Genomic DNA, 15,659 nt, shown 5'->3' on the forward strand with positions numbered 1-15,659 from the left:
TAGTGCCGGCCGCTGGCCGGCAGATGCATCGCAACGGGCCCGGCAATCGCCGGGCCCCGTTCGTTCAACCCAATTCCACCCACGCCGGTGCATGATCGCTGGGACGTTCCCAGGTGCGCGGCTCGCGGTCGATGCCCGAAGCCATCGCACTGCCCTTCAGCGCATCGGAGACCAGGGTGAGGTCGATGCGCAGGCCGAGGTTGCGGCGGAAACCCGCTGCGCGGTAGTCCCACCAGCTGAAGGTGCCGGCCTCATCGTTGTGCAGGCGGAAGCCATCGTGCAGGCCCAGCTGCAGCAGCTTGTTCAGTGCGCCGCGCTCGGCAGTGGACGTCAGGATGTGGTTGTCGTTCCACACCTCCGGGTCATGCACATCGCGCGCATCGGGGGCAATGTTGAAGTCGCCCATCACGATCAGCTTCGGATGCCGCTGCAGTTCTTCGGCGATCCACGCGTGCACCGCCTCCAGCCAGCGCAGCTTGTACTCGTACTTGTCGGTGCCCACGTCCTGGCCGTTGACCACGTACAGGTTGATCACCCGCAGGTCGCCGAAGGTGCCGGCGATGACCCGCTTCTGCTCGTCCTCGAAGCCGGGAATGCCGATCTGCACGTCCTGCGCCGGCTCGCGCGACACCAGCGCCACGCCGTTGTAGGTCTTCTGCCCGGCGAACACGCTGCGGTAACCGGCGGCGACCAGCGCCGAGTCCGGGAACTTGTGGTCCTCCAGCTTGGTTTCCTGGATGCCGACGATGTCCGGGCCGAAGTCCTTGAGCCACTGCTCCAGGTGCGGCAGGCGGACATTGAGCGAATTGACGTTCCACGAGGCGATCTTCATGCGGGCATTCTACCCGGGTGGGCTTTGGTAGAGGCCGACCTTGGTCGGCGCCGTGCTTCCCGCTGTTGCCTTGGTAGAGGCCGACCTTGGTCGGCGCTTGGGGTTCACGCGTGCCAACCGAGGTTGGCCCCTACCAGAACGGGCCGCGCGGGTTGGCGCCTACCGGTAGTGCCGGCCGCTGGCCGGCAACCCCAGGAACCGTTGGCAAGACCCTGCACCTGCCGGCCAGCGGCCGGCACTACCGCAAGAGGAACTTCAACAACCCCGCAATCTTCGAATACGGCGGCCGCAGCCGGTCACTGGCCGCCCAGCGCGACTGCCACAGCACCGGCAACAGCTTGCTCATCGCATCAAACCCGGCCCGCCCGTGGTACGCCCCCATGCCACTGGCGCCCACCCCACCAAACGGCAAACCGTCGGCGGCGAAGTGCAGCAGGGTGTCGTTGACCGTAACCCCGCCGGCCAGCACCTGGCCGAGAATGCGCTCCACCGTGGCCATGTCATGGCTGAAGGGATACAGCGCCAGTGGCCGGTCGCGGGCCACGATGTCGGCCAGCGCCGCATCCAGGTCCGGATAGGCGCGCACCGGCAGGATCGGGCCGAAGATTTCATCGCGCATCAGGTCCAGGTCATCCGGCGGATCCAGCACTACCGTCGGCACCAGCAGCCGCTCGCGATCGGCGCGCGCGTCATCCACCTGCGCCAGCGGAATCACCGGCACCCCGCGTTCGCGGGCCTGCGCCAGATAGCCCTGCAGGCGCCGGTACTGGGCCTCATTGATGATCCGCGTGTAGTCGTCGGCATCGCTGAAATCGCCATAGCGCTCGCGCACCTGCTGCTGCAGCGCCTGCACGAACTCACGCTGGCGCACGCTGTCGATCAGCACGTAATCCGGCGCGATGCAGGTCTGGCCGGCGTTGAACCACTTGCCGGTGGCCAGCCGCGCGGCGGCTTTGTCCAACGGGAAATCGCGGCAGACGATCGCCGGCGACTTGCCGCCCAGTTCCAGCGTCAGCGGCACCAGATGCTCCGCCGCCGCCACCATCACCTTGCGGCCGACTGCGGTGGAACCGGTAAACACGAGGTGGTCCAGCGGTAGCGAAGACACCGCCGCCGCCACGTCCGCCCCACCCTGCACCACCGACACACGATCGGGCGGGAACATGCTGGCCAGCAGATCGGCCAGGAACGCGCTGGTGCGCGGGGTGTGCTCCGAAGGCTTCAACAGCACATGGTTGCCAGCGGCAATCGCGGTGGCCAGCGGCACCAACGCCAGCGTGACCGGATAGTTCCACGGCGAGATCACCCCGACCACACCCAGCGGCATCGGCCGCAGCTGCGCGCGCGCCGACCACAGTCGCCAGCCGGCGCCCACCCGCTGCGGCTTCGACCAGCGCCGCAGGTGGCGGCGCAGGTGATCGATGGCCGACAGCACGCTCATGCCATCGGCCAGTTTCGATTCCACGTGGGCGCGGTGGCCAAAGTCTTCGGCGATGGCCGCAGCCATTTCGTCCAGGCGGTCCTTCAACGCCGCGCGCAGGCGGCGCAGGTCGGCTTCGCGCTGGTCGAGCGTGGGGCGCTGGGCCTGCCAGGCGCTGCGCAGGGTGTGCAGGAGGGCGGGAAGGTCGGCTGGGACGGTGGTGGTCATGGGCCGACTATACGGCGTGCTGTGCAATGTAATGGTAGTGCCGGCCGCTGGCCGGCAGCCTCATGGATCTCCGGCAGACATCGTGCAGTTGCCGGCCAGCGGCCGGCACTACCAGGGTGCGGGCCGGATAAGCGCCCCCACAAACAGAAAGGCCGTGGTCTGCACCACGGCCTCTCCTTCATTCGATGAACATCATTCTTACTTGGTGATGTCCACGTTCTTCGTCTCGCGCAGGAACAGGCCGCCAATCACCACCGACATCAGCGCGATGATGATCGGGTACCACAACCCGTAGTACAGGTTGCCGGTACCGGCCACCAGCGCGAACGAGATCGCCGGCAGGAAGCCACCGAACCAGCCGTTGCCGATGTGGTACGGCAGCGACATCGAGGTGTAGCGGATGCGGGTCGGGAACAGTTCGACCAGGTAGGCGGCGATCGGGCCGTAGACCATGGTCACGTACAGCACCAGCAGCCACAGCATCAGGATCGTGCCAGCGTAGTTGATGCGCGAACCATCGGCCTTGGCGGGATAGCCGGCACCGGTCAGCGCAGTCTTCAGCTCGGCACCGAATGCATCGGCCTTGGCCTTGCCTTCTTCCTTGGTCAGGCCGGCGGCCTCGTACGAGGTGACGCTGGCGCTGCCCACGTTGACCATCGCCAGTGAACCGGCAGCGGCCGGCTGCACGTCATACGGCACACCGGCCTTGGTCAGCGCGGCGGTAGCCACGTCGCAGGAGCTGGTGAACTTGCGCAGACCCACCGGATCGAACTGGAAGGAGCAGGTGGTCGGGTCGGCCACGACCAGCGCCGGCGAACTGCTGCGGGCTTCTTCGATGGCCGGGTTGGCGAAGTGGGTCAGGCCCTTGAAGATCGGGATGTAGGTGATGGCGGCCAGCAGGCAGCCGGCCAGGATGATCTTCTTGCGGCCGATACGGTCGGACAGCCAGCCGAAGAAGATGAAGAACGGCACGCCCAGCGCCAGCGCGGCGGCGATCAGCAGGTAGGAGGTAGTGGCGTCGACCTTCAGCATGCTGCTGAGGAAGAACAGCGCGTAGAACTGGCCGCCATACCAGACCACCGCCTGGCCCGCTGCGGCGCCGAGCAGCACCAGCAGCATCAGCTTCAGATTGCCGCCCTTCAGGCTGTCACGGAACGGCGTCTTGGAACCCTTGCCCTCCGACTTCATCTGCTGGAACAGCGGCGACTCGCTCAGCTGCAGGCGGATCCACACCGACACGCCCAGCAGCACGATCGAGACCAGGAACGGAATGCGCCAGCCCCAGGCTTCGAACGCCTCGTTGCCGAGGAAATAGCGGCAGGCCAGGATGATCAGCAGCGACATGAACAGGCCGAGCGTGGCCGTGCACTGGATGAAGCTGGTGTACAGGCCACGCTTGTCGTCCGGCGCGTGTTCGGCCACGTAGGTCGCCGCACCACCGTACTCGCCGCCCATGGCCAGGCCCTGGGCCAGGCGCAGGATGATCAGGATCACCGGCGCGGCAAAGCCGATCGAGGCGTAGTTGGGCAGCACACCGACCAGGAAGGTCGAGATGCCCATGATCAGGATGGTGACCAGGAAGGTGTACTTGCGGCCGATGCGGTCGCCGAGGCTGCCGAAGAAGGCCGCACCGAACGGGCGCACGAAGAAGCCGGCCGCGAAGGCCAGCAGGGCAAAGATCATGCCCGTGGTTTCATTGACGCCACTGAAGAACTGCTTGGCGATGATCGCGGCAAGCGAGCCGTACAGGAAGAAGTCGTACCACTCGAAGACCGTGCCGAGGCTCGATGCGAAAATGACCTTCTTGTGACCCTGGGTCAGGGTGCCCGCCTTGTGGACGGTGCTGGGTGTACTGGACATGGGATGCTTTCCCTCTGTAGGTGCCGACCTCGGTCGGCACGCAGTCTAGGTAGGTGCCGACCGTTGGTCGGCACTCGATCTCTGTAGGTGCCGACCTTGGTCGGCACTCCTTTAGAAGCTGTACTTCGTAGTGAACTGCAGACGGGTGATATCGCCCTTGTTGCCGTTCTCGATCTCGCGCTTGCCGTACATCAGCTCGGCACCGACATCGACCTTGGGCAGCGGCGAGTAGAAGATGTTGCCGCGGATGCTCTGCACGCTCTTGGTCACCAGCGGGCCGAGGATGCTGTCGTTGTCGTAGTCGCTGCGCGCATAGATCAGGTTGGTGCGCAGCTTCGGCGAGAACGCATGGCGCCAACCGACATAGCCGGCGATCACACCGGTCGGGTTGAGCTCGTCACGGGCCACGTCGTAGGCCGAATCGGCGGTGATGCCCAGGCCGATGTAACGGGCGATGCCCTCGCCACCGGTGAACTGGTAGTGCAGCGAATCGCTGTCACCCATCACCCACTTGCCGCCCAGGGTCAGGCCACCGGCCACCTTGTCGGCCTTTGCGCCGGTGGCCTGGTTGTCGACCTTCAGCTGACGGACGATACCGCCAACACCGAACGTGCCCCAGTCACCCTTCCAGCCATAACGCAGGGTCAGGTCCGGCAGGCTGCCGCGATCGGAATTGGCGCTGGCATTGGTCCAGGCGCCGGTGACCGGATTGCGCGTACCGGTGAGGGTGGTCGTTTCCGGATTCTCCAGCGCGACGCTGAAGCCGCCCTGGGTGTAGCGCACCTGCGCCTGGCGCACGAAGATCACGCCATCGGTGGGACCGACGAAGTCGACCGCTTCCGGCAACGACGCCGCATCCATGAAGTTCGACCAGGTCTGGCCGGCCATCCAGTTGTTCCAGTACATGTACGCATGGCGCAGGGTCACGCCATAGGTGTTGGTGGCGGTCTGGTTGCCCAGCGAGTTGCCGAAGAAATCCATCTCGAAGAACGCGCCGGCCTTGTTGCCCGACTCGCTGACGTTGTCGATGCCCAGGTTGAAGCGCGAGAACTTGGCGTGGGCGTTGTAGTCCACGTCCGAGCGCTTGCCGCTGCCGCCGGCGCCTTCCACCGGGGTCTGCCCGGGCAGGTACAGCGAGCGGCCGGTGGCATCGTCGGCCAGCTGGCCATCGCTGGTCTGGGTGGCCAGGAAATCGGCCTTGATGAAACCGCCGATCTTGACCGTGGTGCCCGGCGCCGCGCCGGGGGTGATGGTGGTGACCTGGATCGGCTGCTTGCCCGCAGGCACCGCCGGCTTCTGTTCGGCCTGCAGCGTGCGGACGTCGGTGACCGCCTGCTGGGTCTGCACGATCTGGGTCTGTTGCTGCTGCTGCGACGCCAGCAGCGCCTGCACCTGCCGCTCCAGTTCGGCGACGCGTGACTCCAGTGCCTTCTCTTTGGCGGTCTCGGCGAACGCCATGCCCGGTGCGACCAGGGCGACCAACAGGCAGGCCGCCAAAGGTGTGCGCACGGCTTTCAACGTACGGTGGCTCATGTTGCCCTCTCTCCCAAGTGGCAAGGTGATGCCGCGCGTGGGGCACGGTCGAGCCGAGACTGCGGGGCGTTTGCACGCACCGGCTATTGGCCATTGGTCGAACCCGGGCCTGCAGGGGCCCGACTTTCGACCAAGGTCTAACCGAAGTGGTGACGCGACCGGGGGTGGATGGGGCAAACTGAGGGGGAACGGCTGCTGCAATGCTGCGGCTGCACACACAAAGTCAACGTGCAAGTGAGGGTGCCATGGCTGATCTCTACCCTGTCGATCCGCAGTTCGCCGCCAAGGCGCGTATCGACAAGAACACCTATGAACAGCAGTACCAGGCCTCGGTGTCCGATCCGGATGCGTTCTGGGGCAAGGCCGCCGAGCGGCTGGACTGGTCGCGCAAGCCGACGAAGATCAAGAACGTCAGCTACGACCTGTCCGACTTCCACATCAAGTGGTTCGAAGATGGCGAGCTCAACGCCAGCGTGAACTGCCTGGACCGCCAGCTGGAAAAGCGCGGCGACAAGACGGCCCTGCTGTTCGAGCCGGACAGCCCGGACGCGTCGGCCCAGCACGTGACCTATCGCGAGCTGTACGAGCGCACCTGCCGTCTCGGCAACGCGCTGCGCAACCTGGGCGTCAAGAAGGGCGACCGGGTCACCATCTACCTGCCGATGATCGTCGACGCTGCCGTGGCCATGCTGGCCTGCGCGCGCATCGGTGCGATCCACTCGGTGGTGTTCGGTGGCTTCGCCCCGAATTCGATCGCCGACCGTGTCAGCGACTGCCAGAGCAAGCTGATCATCACCGCCGACGAAGGCCTGCGCGGTGGCCGGAAGATTCCGCTGAAGGCCAACGTCGATGCGGCGCTGAAGCTGCCCGGCACCAATACCGTGGAAACCGTGCTGGTGGTGCGCCACACCGGCGGTGCGGTGGACATGCAGGCCCCGCGCGACCGCTGGTTCCATGATGTGGTCGACAGCCAGCCGGCGAGCTGCGAGCCGGAACCGATGAACGCCGAGGATCCGCTGTTCATCCTCTACACCTCCGGTTCCACCGGCAAGCCGAAGGGCGTGCTGCACACCACCGCCGGCTACCTGCTGTACGCGGCCTACACCCATGAAGCGGTGTTCGACCTGCGCGAGGACGACATCTACTGGTGCACCGCCGACGTCGGCTGGGTCACCGGCCACAGCTACATCGTGTACGGCCCGCTGGCCAACGGCGCGACCTCGCTGATGTTCGAGGGCGTGCCGAACTACCCGGACACCTCGCGCTTCTGGAACGTGATCGACAAGCACAAGGTGTCGATCTTCTACACCGCCCCCACCGCCATCCGTGCGCTGATGCGCGAAGGCGAGGAGCCGGTGAAGAAGACCTCGCGCGCCTCGCTGCGCCTGCTAGGCAGCGTCGGCGAACCGATCAATCCGGAAGCCTGGCGCTGGTACTACGAGGTGGTCGGCGACAGCCGTTGCCCGATCGTCGATACCTGGTGGCAGACCGAGACCGGCGGCATCCTGATCTCGCCGCTGGCCGGTGCGATGGATCTGAAGCCGGGTTCGGCCACCCTGCCCTTCTTCGGCGTGCAGCCGGCCCTGGTCAATGCCGATGGCGAGATCAAGGACGGCCCGACCGAAGGCAACCTGATCATCCGTGACTCCTGGCCGGGCCAGATGCGCACGGTGTACGGCGACCACCAGCGCTTCATCGACACCTACTTCCGCACCTACCCGGGCAGCTACTTCACCGGTGACGGCTGCCGCCGCGACGAAGACGGCTACTACTGGATCACCGGCCGCGTGGACGATGTGATCAACGTGTCCGGCCATCGCATCGGCACCGCCGAAGTGGAAAGCGCGCTGGTCTCGCACCCGAAGGTGGCCGAAGCCGCCGTGGTCGGCTTCCCGCACGACGTGAAGGGCCAGGGCATCTATGCCTACGTCACCCTGGTGGCCGAAGAAGCGCCCAGCGACGAGCTGCAGAAGGAGCTGGTCGCCTGGGTGCGCAAGGAGATCGGGCCGATCGCCACGCCCGACCACCTGCAGTGGGCGCCGGGCCTGCCGAAGACCCGTTCGGGCAAGATCATGCGCCGCATCCTGCGCAAGATCGCCGAGAACGCACCGGACCAGCTCGGCGACACCTCGACCCTGGCCGATCCGTCGGTCGTGGCGTCGCTGGTGGACGAACGCAAGGTGCGTTGATGTGCTACCGGGGTCGGATCCCTTTCCACAAGGAAGGGGCTCTGACCCCATCTGCTTTCCCCCCACGGTTCCCCCCGACCATGACCACCCTCCTGATTGCCGATGACCATCCGTTGTTCCGCGAAGCCCTGCGGGGTGCCGTGCAGCGGGTCATTCCGGGCGTTCAACTGTTCGAGGCCGACAGCGTGGAAGCGTTGTATGCGCTGGCCGACCAGCACAACGACGCCGACCTGGTCCTGATGGATCTCAACATGCCCGGCGCACAGGGTTTCAACGCACTGGTGCACATGCGCTCGCTGCATCCGCACCTGCCGGTGGTGGTGGTCTCCGCACGCGAAGAAGCCACGGTGATGCGCCGTGCACTCGACCATGGTGCGCTGGGTTTCATTCCGAAATCCGCCGATTCGGACACCATCGGCCATGCGCTCGGCACCATCCTCGATGGCGAGACCTGGGCGCCGCCGGAAGCACACAACGTGCCGCCGACCGGCAGCGAAGAACGCGAAGTCGGCCAGCGTCTGCGCGAGCTGACCCCGCAGCAGTTCCGCGTGCTGCAGATGTTGGGTGCGGGCCGCTTGAACAAGCAGATCGCCTACGACCTCAACGTCTCCGAAGCGACGATCAAGGCTCACGTGACCGCGATCCTGCGCAAGCTGGGCGTGACCAACCGCACCCAAGCGGTGCTGATGGCCGGCAAGCTGGCGATCGACGACGACGCCATCGTGCTGCCGCCGGAAGAAGACTGAGGTTTCGTGCCGGCCGCTGGCCGGCAATCGCCTGTACCTGTATCACCGCTGCGCTCGCCGGGCATGGCCCGGCGCTACCGGAAACTGCTTTGGTGGGTGCCACGCTTGCTTGGCACGCTCTCGCCGTTGCGTGTGCCGGCCAGCGGCCGGCACTACCCGCTACGCTCGCCGGGCATGGCCCGGCGCTACCGTATCGCCCGTGGTATAGCCATCGCTATACAAACCAGCCGTGCCTGCGCGTTTCGCGGAAAATGCGCCACGCGCGGATCGCGGTGCTAAGCTTCGCGTCCCCTTGGGGAGTAGCCGGATTCCTGCGCAGGAATCGTCCACGTCAACATACTCGGCCAGTGCGCCGTGGCGTGGACAACCATGATGGTTGGCGAGACCAGCGGCCCGCGCGCGCAACGTCAGGTTGGGCGCGAGCGCGAGCCGTGCGTCCGTCCTTGCCCGACCTTCTGCTGCTGCCCATGTCTCCTGTTTCGATCCTCCTGATCGGCTTTGCCATGTCCACCGATGCCTTCGCTGCCGCGATCGGCAAGGGTGCCGCCATGCGCAGGCCGGTGTTCCGTGATGCGCTGCGCGCCGGCATCATCTTCGGCGTCATCGAGGCGATCACGCCCATCATCGGCTGGCTGCTCGGTCGTGCCGCCCTGCAGTACGTCGAAGCCTTCGACCACTGGATCGCCTTCGGCCTGCTCGGCGCACTGGGCATCCACATGATCTACAACGGCCTGCGCCCTGACAGCGGCGAGGACGATGAGGATCCGTCGCAGCATCATGGCTTCTGGAAGCTGGCACTGACCGGCTTCGCCACCAGCATCGACGCGATGGCGGTGGGCATCGGCCTGGCCTTCATGGACGTGCATATCGGCGTGATGGCGGCGGTCATCGGCCTGTGCACGCTGACCATGGTCACCGCCGGCATCATGCTTGGCCGCGCACTCGGCAGCATGGTCGGCAAGCGCGCCGAAATCATCGGTGGCGTGATCCTGGTGATCATCGGTGCGACGATCCTGTACGAACACCTGCACGGCGTGGCGTAACCTGCCGGCGATTGCGAGGTTGCCGGCCAGCGGCCGGCACTACCGGGCGTCGCGCAACGCGCCCAGGAACGCGCGCAGCGAGGCTGGCTTGATCGGCTTGGTCAACAGGCGATAGCCGCGCTCGCGTGCCATCCGCTTCAGTTCATCGCGGCCATCGGCGGTAAGCAGCGCGCCGGGCAATGGATAGCCCGCCGCTTCGCGCAGTGCCACCAGTGCATCCAGGCCATCCATGCGATCGTGCAGGTGGTAATCCACCAGCATCACCTGCGGACGCTCGGCGATCTTCTGCAACGCCTGGTCCACCGTCGATGCGGTGATCACCTGCACCTGCCAGCGCCCCAGCAGCGCGCGCATGCCATCAAGGATCTCCTCGTCGTTGTCCACGCACAGCACGCGCAGGCCGGCCAGCGAATCGCTGCGGATCGGCGGTGCGGCCTGCGCCACGGTGAGCGCTTCGGTATATCCCGGCAACGGCGCCACCCGCGGCAGGATGATCGAGAACATCGATCCACTGCCAACCCGGCTGCGGGCATTCAAGCGATGGTCAAGCAGGCGCGAGATGCGCTGGCAGATCGACAGGCCCAGCCCCAGGCCCTGCTCGCCCCAGTCGAACGGCTGCTGGTAGCGGTGGAACTCATCGAAGATCTGTCGCATGTGGTGTTCGGGAATGCCGGGGCCGGTATCCCACACCTGCAGCTCCACTTCGTCGCCGCGCTGGCGTACGGCCAGCACGATGCGCCCCTGCCGCGTGTAGCGCAGCGCATTGGCCAGGAAGTTCTGCAGCACGCGGCGCAGCAGGCGGCGATCACTGCGCACCCAGGTGGTGCGCGCGAACAGATCCAGCCGCAGCCCACGCCCGGCCGCAACCGGCGTGTACTGCGCGGCCAGCTCGCGCATCAACGCACTGACATCGAATTCGCCGATCACCGGATGCAGGCCACCAGCATCCAGCCGCGACACGTCCAGCAGCCCATCCAGCAGCTCTTCGGCCGCACGCAGCGACGCATCCACGCGTTCGGCCAGGTGCCGCTGCTCGTCACTGACATGGTCGCTGTCGCGCAGCGCCGAAGCGAACAGCCGCGCCGCATTCAACGGCTGCAGCACGTCATGGCTGATCGCCGCCAGGAAGCGGGTCTTCGATTGCTGCGCGACTTCCGCTTCGTGCGAGCGCTCGGCCACGCGCTGTTCCAGTGTTTCGTTGGCTTCCAGCAGCGCCCGTTCGGCGTGCTTGTAGTCGGTGATGTCGTTGTAGCTGGTGACGTAGCCGCCACCGGGCAGTGCCTGGCCACGCATTTCGATCACCTTGCCATCGCTGCGGGTGCGCTCGAACACGTGCGGCGAACCGGCGCGCATGTAGCCGATGCGGCGGTTGATCTGCACTTCGATGTCGCCCTCGCCCAGCTCGCCACGCTCGGCGTTGTAGCGGATCAGATCCGCCACCGGGCGGCCGACGTAAAGCATGCCGTCCGGGTAGCCGAACATGTCCTGGTAGCGCCGGTTCCATGCGGTCAGGCGCATGTCCGGGTCGACCACGCTGACGCCGGCGCTGATGTTTTCCAGGGTGGTCGACAGGATCTCGCGGTTGAAGCGCAGCTCCTGCCCGGCTTCGTCCAGCACCGCCACCACTTCGCCCAGGTCCATGCCCGAGCCACGCAGCAGGCTGGTCAGCAGCAGGCGCGCGGACGCCGCCCCGATCGATGCGGCCAGCAGGCGCTCGGTGAACTGCACCCACGGCCGGTCCGCCGGTGCCGAGGACTGCAGCTCGCGCCCCAGCGACTGCGCCTGTTCGAAGAACGAGCGCCGCGCATGGCGCTCGCCGACCACGCGCGAGGCCAGTGCCAGCAGGTCGCCCACGTGCACGTGGCCCGGCCAACCACCGGCCACTGAAGGCCGCTCGGCATAGGGATCGAGGAAGGGCGCAGCGCGCAGGCGCTCATCCACACCCGGACGCCAACGCGCCGATACCAGCATCATCGTCGCCGCGTTGACCAGCAGCGACCAGAACGTGCCGTGGGTCAGCGGGTCCCAGCCGGTCATGCCGAACAGCTGCTGTGGCCGCAGCCAATCGATGCCGAACGGACCATGCTGTACCCAGCCTGCATCCATCCAGCCGGCCATGGTCATCGCCGGCAGCAGCAGGGTGTACAGCCAGGTGGCGAAGCCAAGCAGCATGCCGGTCTCGACGCCGCGACGGCTGGCGCCACGCCAGTACAGGCCACCGATCAGGCCCGGCGCGAACTGCGCCACCGCGGCGAACGCCATCAGTCCGTACGAGGCCAGCGTGCTGTCGTTGCTGCTGCTGCGGTAGTAGCTGTAGGCCATCAGTGCCAGCAGCAGGATCGCCAGCCGGCGGATCCACAGCACCCGCGAGGCGACATCGGCCGCTTCCTGGTGGTCGCCACTGCGACGCAGCAGCACCGGCATCACCAGATCGTTGCTGACCATCGTCGCCAACGCGATCGAGGACACGATGACCATGCCGGTGGCGGCAGAGAACCCGCCGATATAGGCGATCAGTGCCAGCGCGTTGCGGCCCTCGGCCAGCGGCAGCGCCAGCACCATCGAGTCGTCGGCCACGCCGCTTCCGGTACCGAACAGGCTGATGCCGGCCGTGGCGATCGGCAGCACCATCGCCGAGATCAGCACCAGGTAGCCGCCGAACATCCAGCGCGCGCGGCGTACATCGCGCACATCGCCGCACTCCACCACCGCCACATGGAACTGGCGCGGCAGGCAGATGATGGCCAGGAAACTGAGCAGCGTCTGCGAGATGAACCCCACCGGCGGAAGCCCGGTGAACAGCGTATGCACCGACTCCACCACCGCCTCGTTGCGGTCGCTGAGCCAGACGTAGGCGAACACACCCACCGCCACCATCGCCACCAGCTTGATCACCGACTCCAGCGCGATGGCCAGCATCATGCCGTGGTGGTGTTCGGTGGCGTCCACCTGGCGGGTACCGAACAGGGTGGCGAACAGCGCCATCAGCAATGCCACGTACAGGGCCGGATCGCTGAAGAACCCGGTCGGGCCGGTGTTGCCGGTCAGTACCTGCAGGCTCATCGCCACCGCTTTGTACTGCAGGGCAAGGTAGGGAATGATGCCGATCAGCGCGATGATCGCCACCAGCGCCGCCAGCCGCCGCGAGCGGCCGAAGCGCGAGGAAATGAAATCAGCGATGGAGACCACGTTCTGGCTGCGCGCGATCAGCGCCAGGCGCTCGATGATGCGCCAGCCGAACAGCAACAGCAGCAACGGGCCGATGTAGATCGGCAGGTAGCCCACACCGTTGCGCACGGCGGTACCGACTGCGCCGTAGAAGGTCCACGACGAGCAGTACACCGCCAGCGCCAGGCTGTAGACGACCGGCCGCAGCCACGGCCGGTCCGGGTACATCGGCCGACGGTCGCCCCACCACGCCACGCCGAACAGCAGCGCAGCGTAGGCAACCGAGACCAGCAGCAGGATCCAGCTGGAGACCAAGCGCGTGTTTCCGTCGGAAGAACCCGCAGTGTAGGCCACGCGTGGCCGGGTGTACGGGCCCATTGGGGACAACGACCCCCACCAAGGTGGGGGCTTACGCGTTGCGGGCCACGACCGGTGGTCGCGGCCGGCTTCTTACTGGGCCGGAACGCCCATTTCCTTCAGCAGTTCAGGTGCCGGGTAGACCTTGGCCAGCAACCAGCGCAGGTAGCGCATGTCCACGTGCACGGCGCGCTTGTAGCGGGGGTCGAACCACCAGCTGGCACTGACCGACTCCCAGTTGCTGTCGAAGTTCAGGCCGATCAGTTCGCCCTTGGCGTTGAGCACCGGCGAGCCGGAGTTACCGCCGGTGGTATCCAGGTTGGTCAGGAAGTTGACCGTCTGGGTCTTCAGCGCGGGGTCGGCGGTGCTGCCGAAGTCGCCCTTGGCAATTGCGGCCAGCAGCGGCTTGGGGGCATCGAACGGATAGGCGTTGGTGTTCTTTTCGACGATGCCGGCCACGGTGGTCACCGGCGAATAGGTCACGCCATCACGCGGGTGCAGCGCTTCCACCTTGCCGTAGCTGATGCGCAGGGTGCGGTTGGCATCCGGGTACACCGCACGGCCCTGCTTGGCACGCCAGGCGAACAAGGCCTGCATGTAGGCCGGGCGCAGGCGCAGCTGTTCGCCTTCGCGGGTCTTGCTCTCGTTTTCGATGCGCAGCTGCGCGGCCACCAGCGGGCCGGCCACGGCAATCAGCGGATCGGCGGCCAGCGCCTTGCCTTCGCGGGCAGCGGCGAAGCGGGACAGGCGCTGCGCTTCGTCACCCAGCTGGGTGCCGGCATACAGCGTGTCCAGCGCCTGCGCCAGCTGTTCGGGGGTACGGCCGAAGGCCGTGTCGAACTCGGCCACGCGCTGCGCATCCGGCAGCTGCTGGTAGCGCGTCAACAGGGTGGTCAGCAGCGCCTTCTCGACCTCGGGTGCATAGCGGCGCTGCACCTGCTTCAGCACGCCCTCGATCATCGCCTGGTCGCGCTGCTGGTAGCCGGTCTCGCGCTGCGCATCCGGCTTGGCCGATTCAATGCGCAGGCGTTCCAGCAGCAGCGCCGAGCGCAGCAGCTGGCTCTGGCTGGCCATCTGTTCCAGCAGCAGGTCGCGCTCGCCCACCGCCGCACCCTGCGACAGGTTGGCCAGCAGCGCCTTGATGTCGCCCTGGTACCTGCGGTCGGTGGCGGCCAGCATCGCCTGCTCGTCGGCCGCACGCTGAGCCTTGGCATCGCTGCGCAGCAGCCCTTCCAGTTCACCGGCAGCGCGCTTGCGGTTGTTCTTCAGCGACTGCAGCTGCGAGGCATAACGGGTACGCGCCTGCGCATCCTTGGCACTGGCCGCTTCGATGGTGTCGATCATCTGCTGGAACACCGACACCCGGCGCGGCAGCACGGTATCGATCTGGCCAGCGAACTCGGCGGCGGTGCGATGGCGGTAGGTGATGCCCGGGTAGCCGGCCAGCATCGCGTAGTCGCCCTCCTTCGGGCCTTCCACCGACATCTGCAGGTGCGCCGGGGCTCGGTAGGGCACGTTGTCCTTGCTGTAGGCGGCCGGCTTGCCGTCCTTGCCCACGTAGGCCCGCAGCAGGGTGAAGTCGCCGGTGTGGCGCGGCCACATGAAGTTGTCGATCTCATCGCCGTAGTTGCCGATCGCGCGCGGCGGCGCGTAGACCAGGCGCACGTCGCTCAGCTCAAGCTGGGCGATGCGGTAGAAGTCGGTGCCGTAATACATGTTGGCCACCGAGCAGCGCACGCTGCCGTCCTTCTCGCACTCGGCCACGATCTGCTTGCTGGCTGCATCCACCGCGTCGAAGTACGCGCGGCCGGTCTTGCCCTTGGCCTGTGCCAGCACCTGGTCGGTCACCTTGTCGAAGCCGACGGTCACCAGCACGCGGAAGTCCGGATTGGCCGGACGCTCGTCGGCGCGCCCCTTGGCGATGAAGCCATCGTTGATGAAGTTGTGCTCGGGCGAGCTGTTGTACTGGATCACGCCCATCGCCACGTGGTGGTTGGTCAGCAGCAGGCCATCAGCCGACACGAACGAGCCGGTGCCACCGCCGGCACGCACGACCGCACTCAGCGGCGGCGCGGTCACGTTGGCCAGATCGGCCGGGTTGCCCTTGAAGCCGGCCGCCTGCAGCGGCTTGGCCAGCTCCGGCAGCTGCGTCGGCATCCACATGCCTTCGTCGGCATGGGCGCCAGCGACGAGGGTCAGGCCCAGGGCCAGGGCGGTGGGAAGGGCTTTGCGTGGCGACATGAGGCAATCCGGTACGACAGAACAGCCCGGGACCATAGCCGC

The 15,659-nt window shown here is 66.6% G+C and carries 9 protein-coding genes; 3 read left to right on the top strand and 6 right to left on the bottom strand.

What is annotated here, in order from left to right; all coding sequences use genetic code 11:
• Positions 1-64: 64 nt before the first annotated feature.
• The 4 genes from xth to LMF57_RS19755 all read right to left on the bottom strand — a co-directional run bounded on the left by xth (position 65) and on the right by LMF57_RS19755 (position 5,873).
• Positions 65-832 (bottom strand): exodeoxyribonuclease III, encoded by a 768-nt coding sequence (gene xth, locus LMF57_RS19740; RefSeq protein ID WP_208082136.1) that lies wholly within the window; start codon positions 830-832, stop codon positions 65-67.
• Positions 833-1,070: 238 nt separating this feature from the next.
• A complete protein-coding gene (locus tag LMF57_RS19745; protein WP_229290452.1) occupies positions 1,071-2,480 on the bottom strand; it encodes a coniferyl aldehyde dehydrogenase in 1,410 nt (469 codons plus the stop codon).
• Positions 2,481-2,678: 198 nt separating this feature from the next.
• Entirely contained in the window at positions 2,679-4,340 is a 1,662-nt protein-coding gene (locus tag LMF57_RS19750) for an MFS transporter (protein ID WP_208082138.1), read from the bottom strand.
• 111 nt (positions 4,341-4,451) lie between these two features.
• On the bottom strand, positions 4,452-5,873 hold the full coding sequence (locus tag LMF57_RS19755) for a DcaP family trimeric outer membrane transporter (protein WP_025878777.1): 1,422 nt from the start codon (positions 5,871-5,873) through the stop codon (positions 4,452-4,454).
• Positions 5,874-6,118: 245 nt separating this feature from the next.
• Here LMF57_RS19755 and acs point away from each other — a divergent pair, with 245 nt between their 5' ends.
• The 3 genes from acs (at position 6,119) to LMF57_RS19770 (ending at position 9,851) form a co-directional block, all read left to right on the top strand.
• Complete coding sequence (gene acs / locus LMF57_RS19760) at positions 6,119-8,062, top strand: acetate--CoA ligase (protein ID WP_229290453.1); 1,944 nt, start codon at positions 6,119-6,121, stop codon at positions 8,060-8,062.
• An 80-nt stretch (positions 8,063-8,142) separates the two neighbouring features.
• Positions 8,143-8,808, top strand: a complete 666-nt coding sequence (locus LMF57_RS19765) for a response regulator transcription factor (protein ID WP_006477308.1) — start codon at positions 8,143-8,145, stop codon at positions 8,806-8,808.
• 467 nt (positions 8,809-9,275) lie between these two features.
• Positions 9,276-9,851, top strand: a complete 576-nt coding sequence (locus LMF57_RS19770; RefSeq protein WP_032976929.1) for a manganese efflux pump MntP family protein — start codon at positions 9,276-9,278, stop codon at positions 9,849-9,851.
• 39 nt (positions 9,852-9,890) lie between these two features.
• On the opposite strand, the gene LMF57_RS19775 is transcribed toward LMF57_RS19770, so the two are convergent.
• Together LMF57_RS19775 and LMF57_RS19780 are read right to left on the bottom strand one after the other, a co-directional pair.
• The gene (locus LMF57_RS19775; RefSeq protein WP_117311767.1) at positions 9,891-13,334 is read right to left on the bottom strand and encodes a PAS domain-containing hybrid sensor histidine kinase/response regulator; all 3,444 of its coding nucleotides are present in this window, start codon (positions 13,332-13,334) and stop codon (positions 9,891-9,893) included.
• Between the two features lie 135 nt (positions 13,335-13,469).
• A complete protein-coding gene (locus LMF57_RS19780) occupies positions 13,470-15,617 on the bottom strand; it encodes a S46 family peptidase (protein ID WP_229290454.1) in 2,148 nt (715 codons plus the stop codon).
• Positions 15,618-15,659: the final 42 nt, after the last annotated feature.

Origin of the sequence: Stenotrophomonas sp. SI-NJAU-1 (assembly GCF_020883215.1) — a bacterium.
Taxonomy (GTDB): domain Bacteria; phylum Pseudomonadota; class Gammaproteobacteria; order Xanthomonadales; family Xanthomonadaceae; genus Stenotrophomonas; species Stenotrophomonas indicatrix.

Excerpts from the sequence above, each read along its gene's own strand:
- xth (WP_208082136.1), bottom strand. The coding sequence starts at position 832 with ATGAAGATCGCCTCGTGGAACGTCAATTCGCTCAATGTCCGCCTGCCG.
- LMF57_RS19745 (WP_229290452.1), bottom strand. The coding sequence starts at position 2,480 with ATGACCACCACCGTCCCAGCCGACCTTCCCGCCCTCCTGCACACCCTG.
- LMF57_RS19750 (WP_208082138.1), bottom strand. The coding sequence starts at position 4,340 with ATGTCCAGTACACCCAGCACCGTCCACAAGGCGGGCACCCTGACCCAG.
- LMF57_RS19755 (WP_025878777.1), bottom strand. The coding sequence starts at position 5,873 with ATGAGCCACCGTACGTTGAAAGCCGTGCGCACACCTTTGGCGGCCTGC.
- acs (WP_229290453.1), top strand. The coding sequence starts at position 6,119 with ATGGCTGATCTCTACCCTGTCGATCCGCAGTTCGCCGCCAAGGCGCGT.
- LMF57_RS19765 (WP_006477308.1), top strand. The coding sequence starts at position 8,143 with ATGACCACCCTCCTGATTGCCGATGACCATCCGTTGTTCCGCGAAGCC.
- LMF57_RS19770 (WP_032976929.1), top strand. The coding sequence starts at position 9,276 with ATGTCTCCTGTTTCGATCCTCCTGATCGGCTTTGCCATGTCCACCGAT.
- LMF57_RS19780 (WP_229290454.1), bottom strand. The coding sequence starts at position 15,617 with ATGTCGCCACGCAAAGCCCTTCCCACCGCCCTGGCCCTGGGCCTGACC.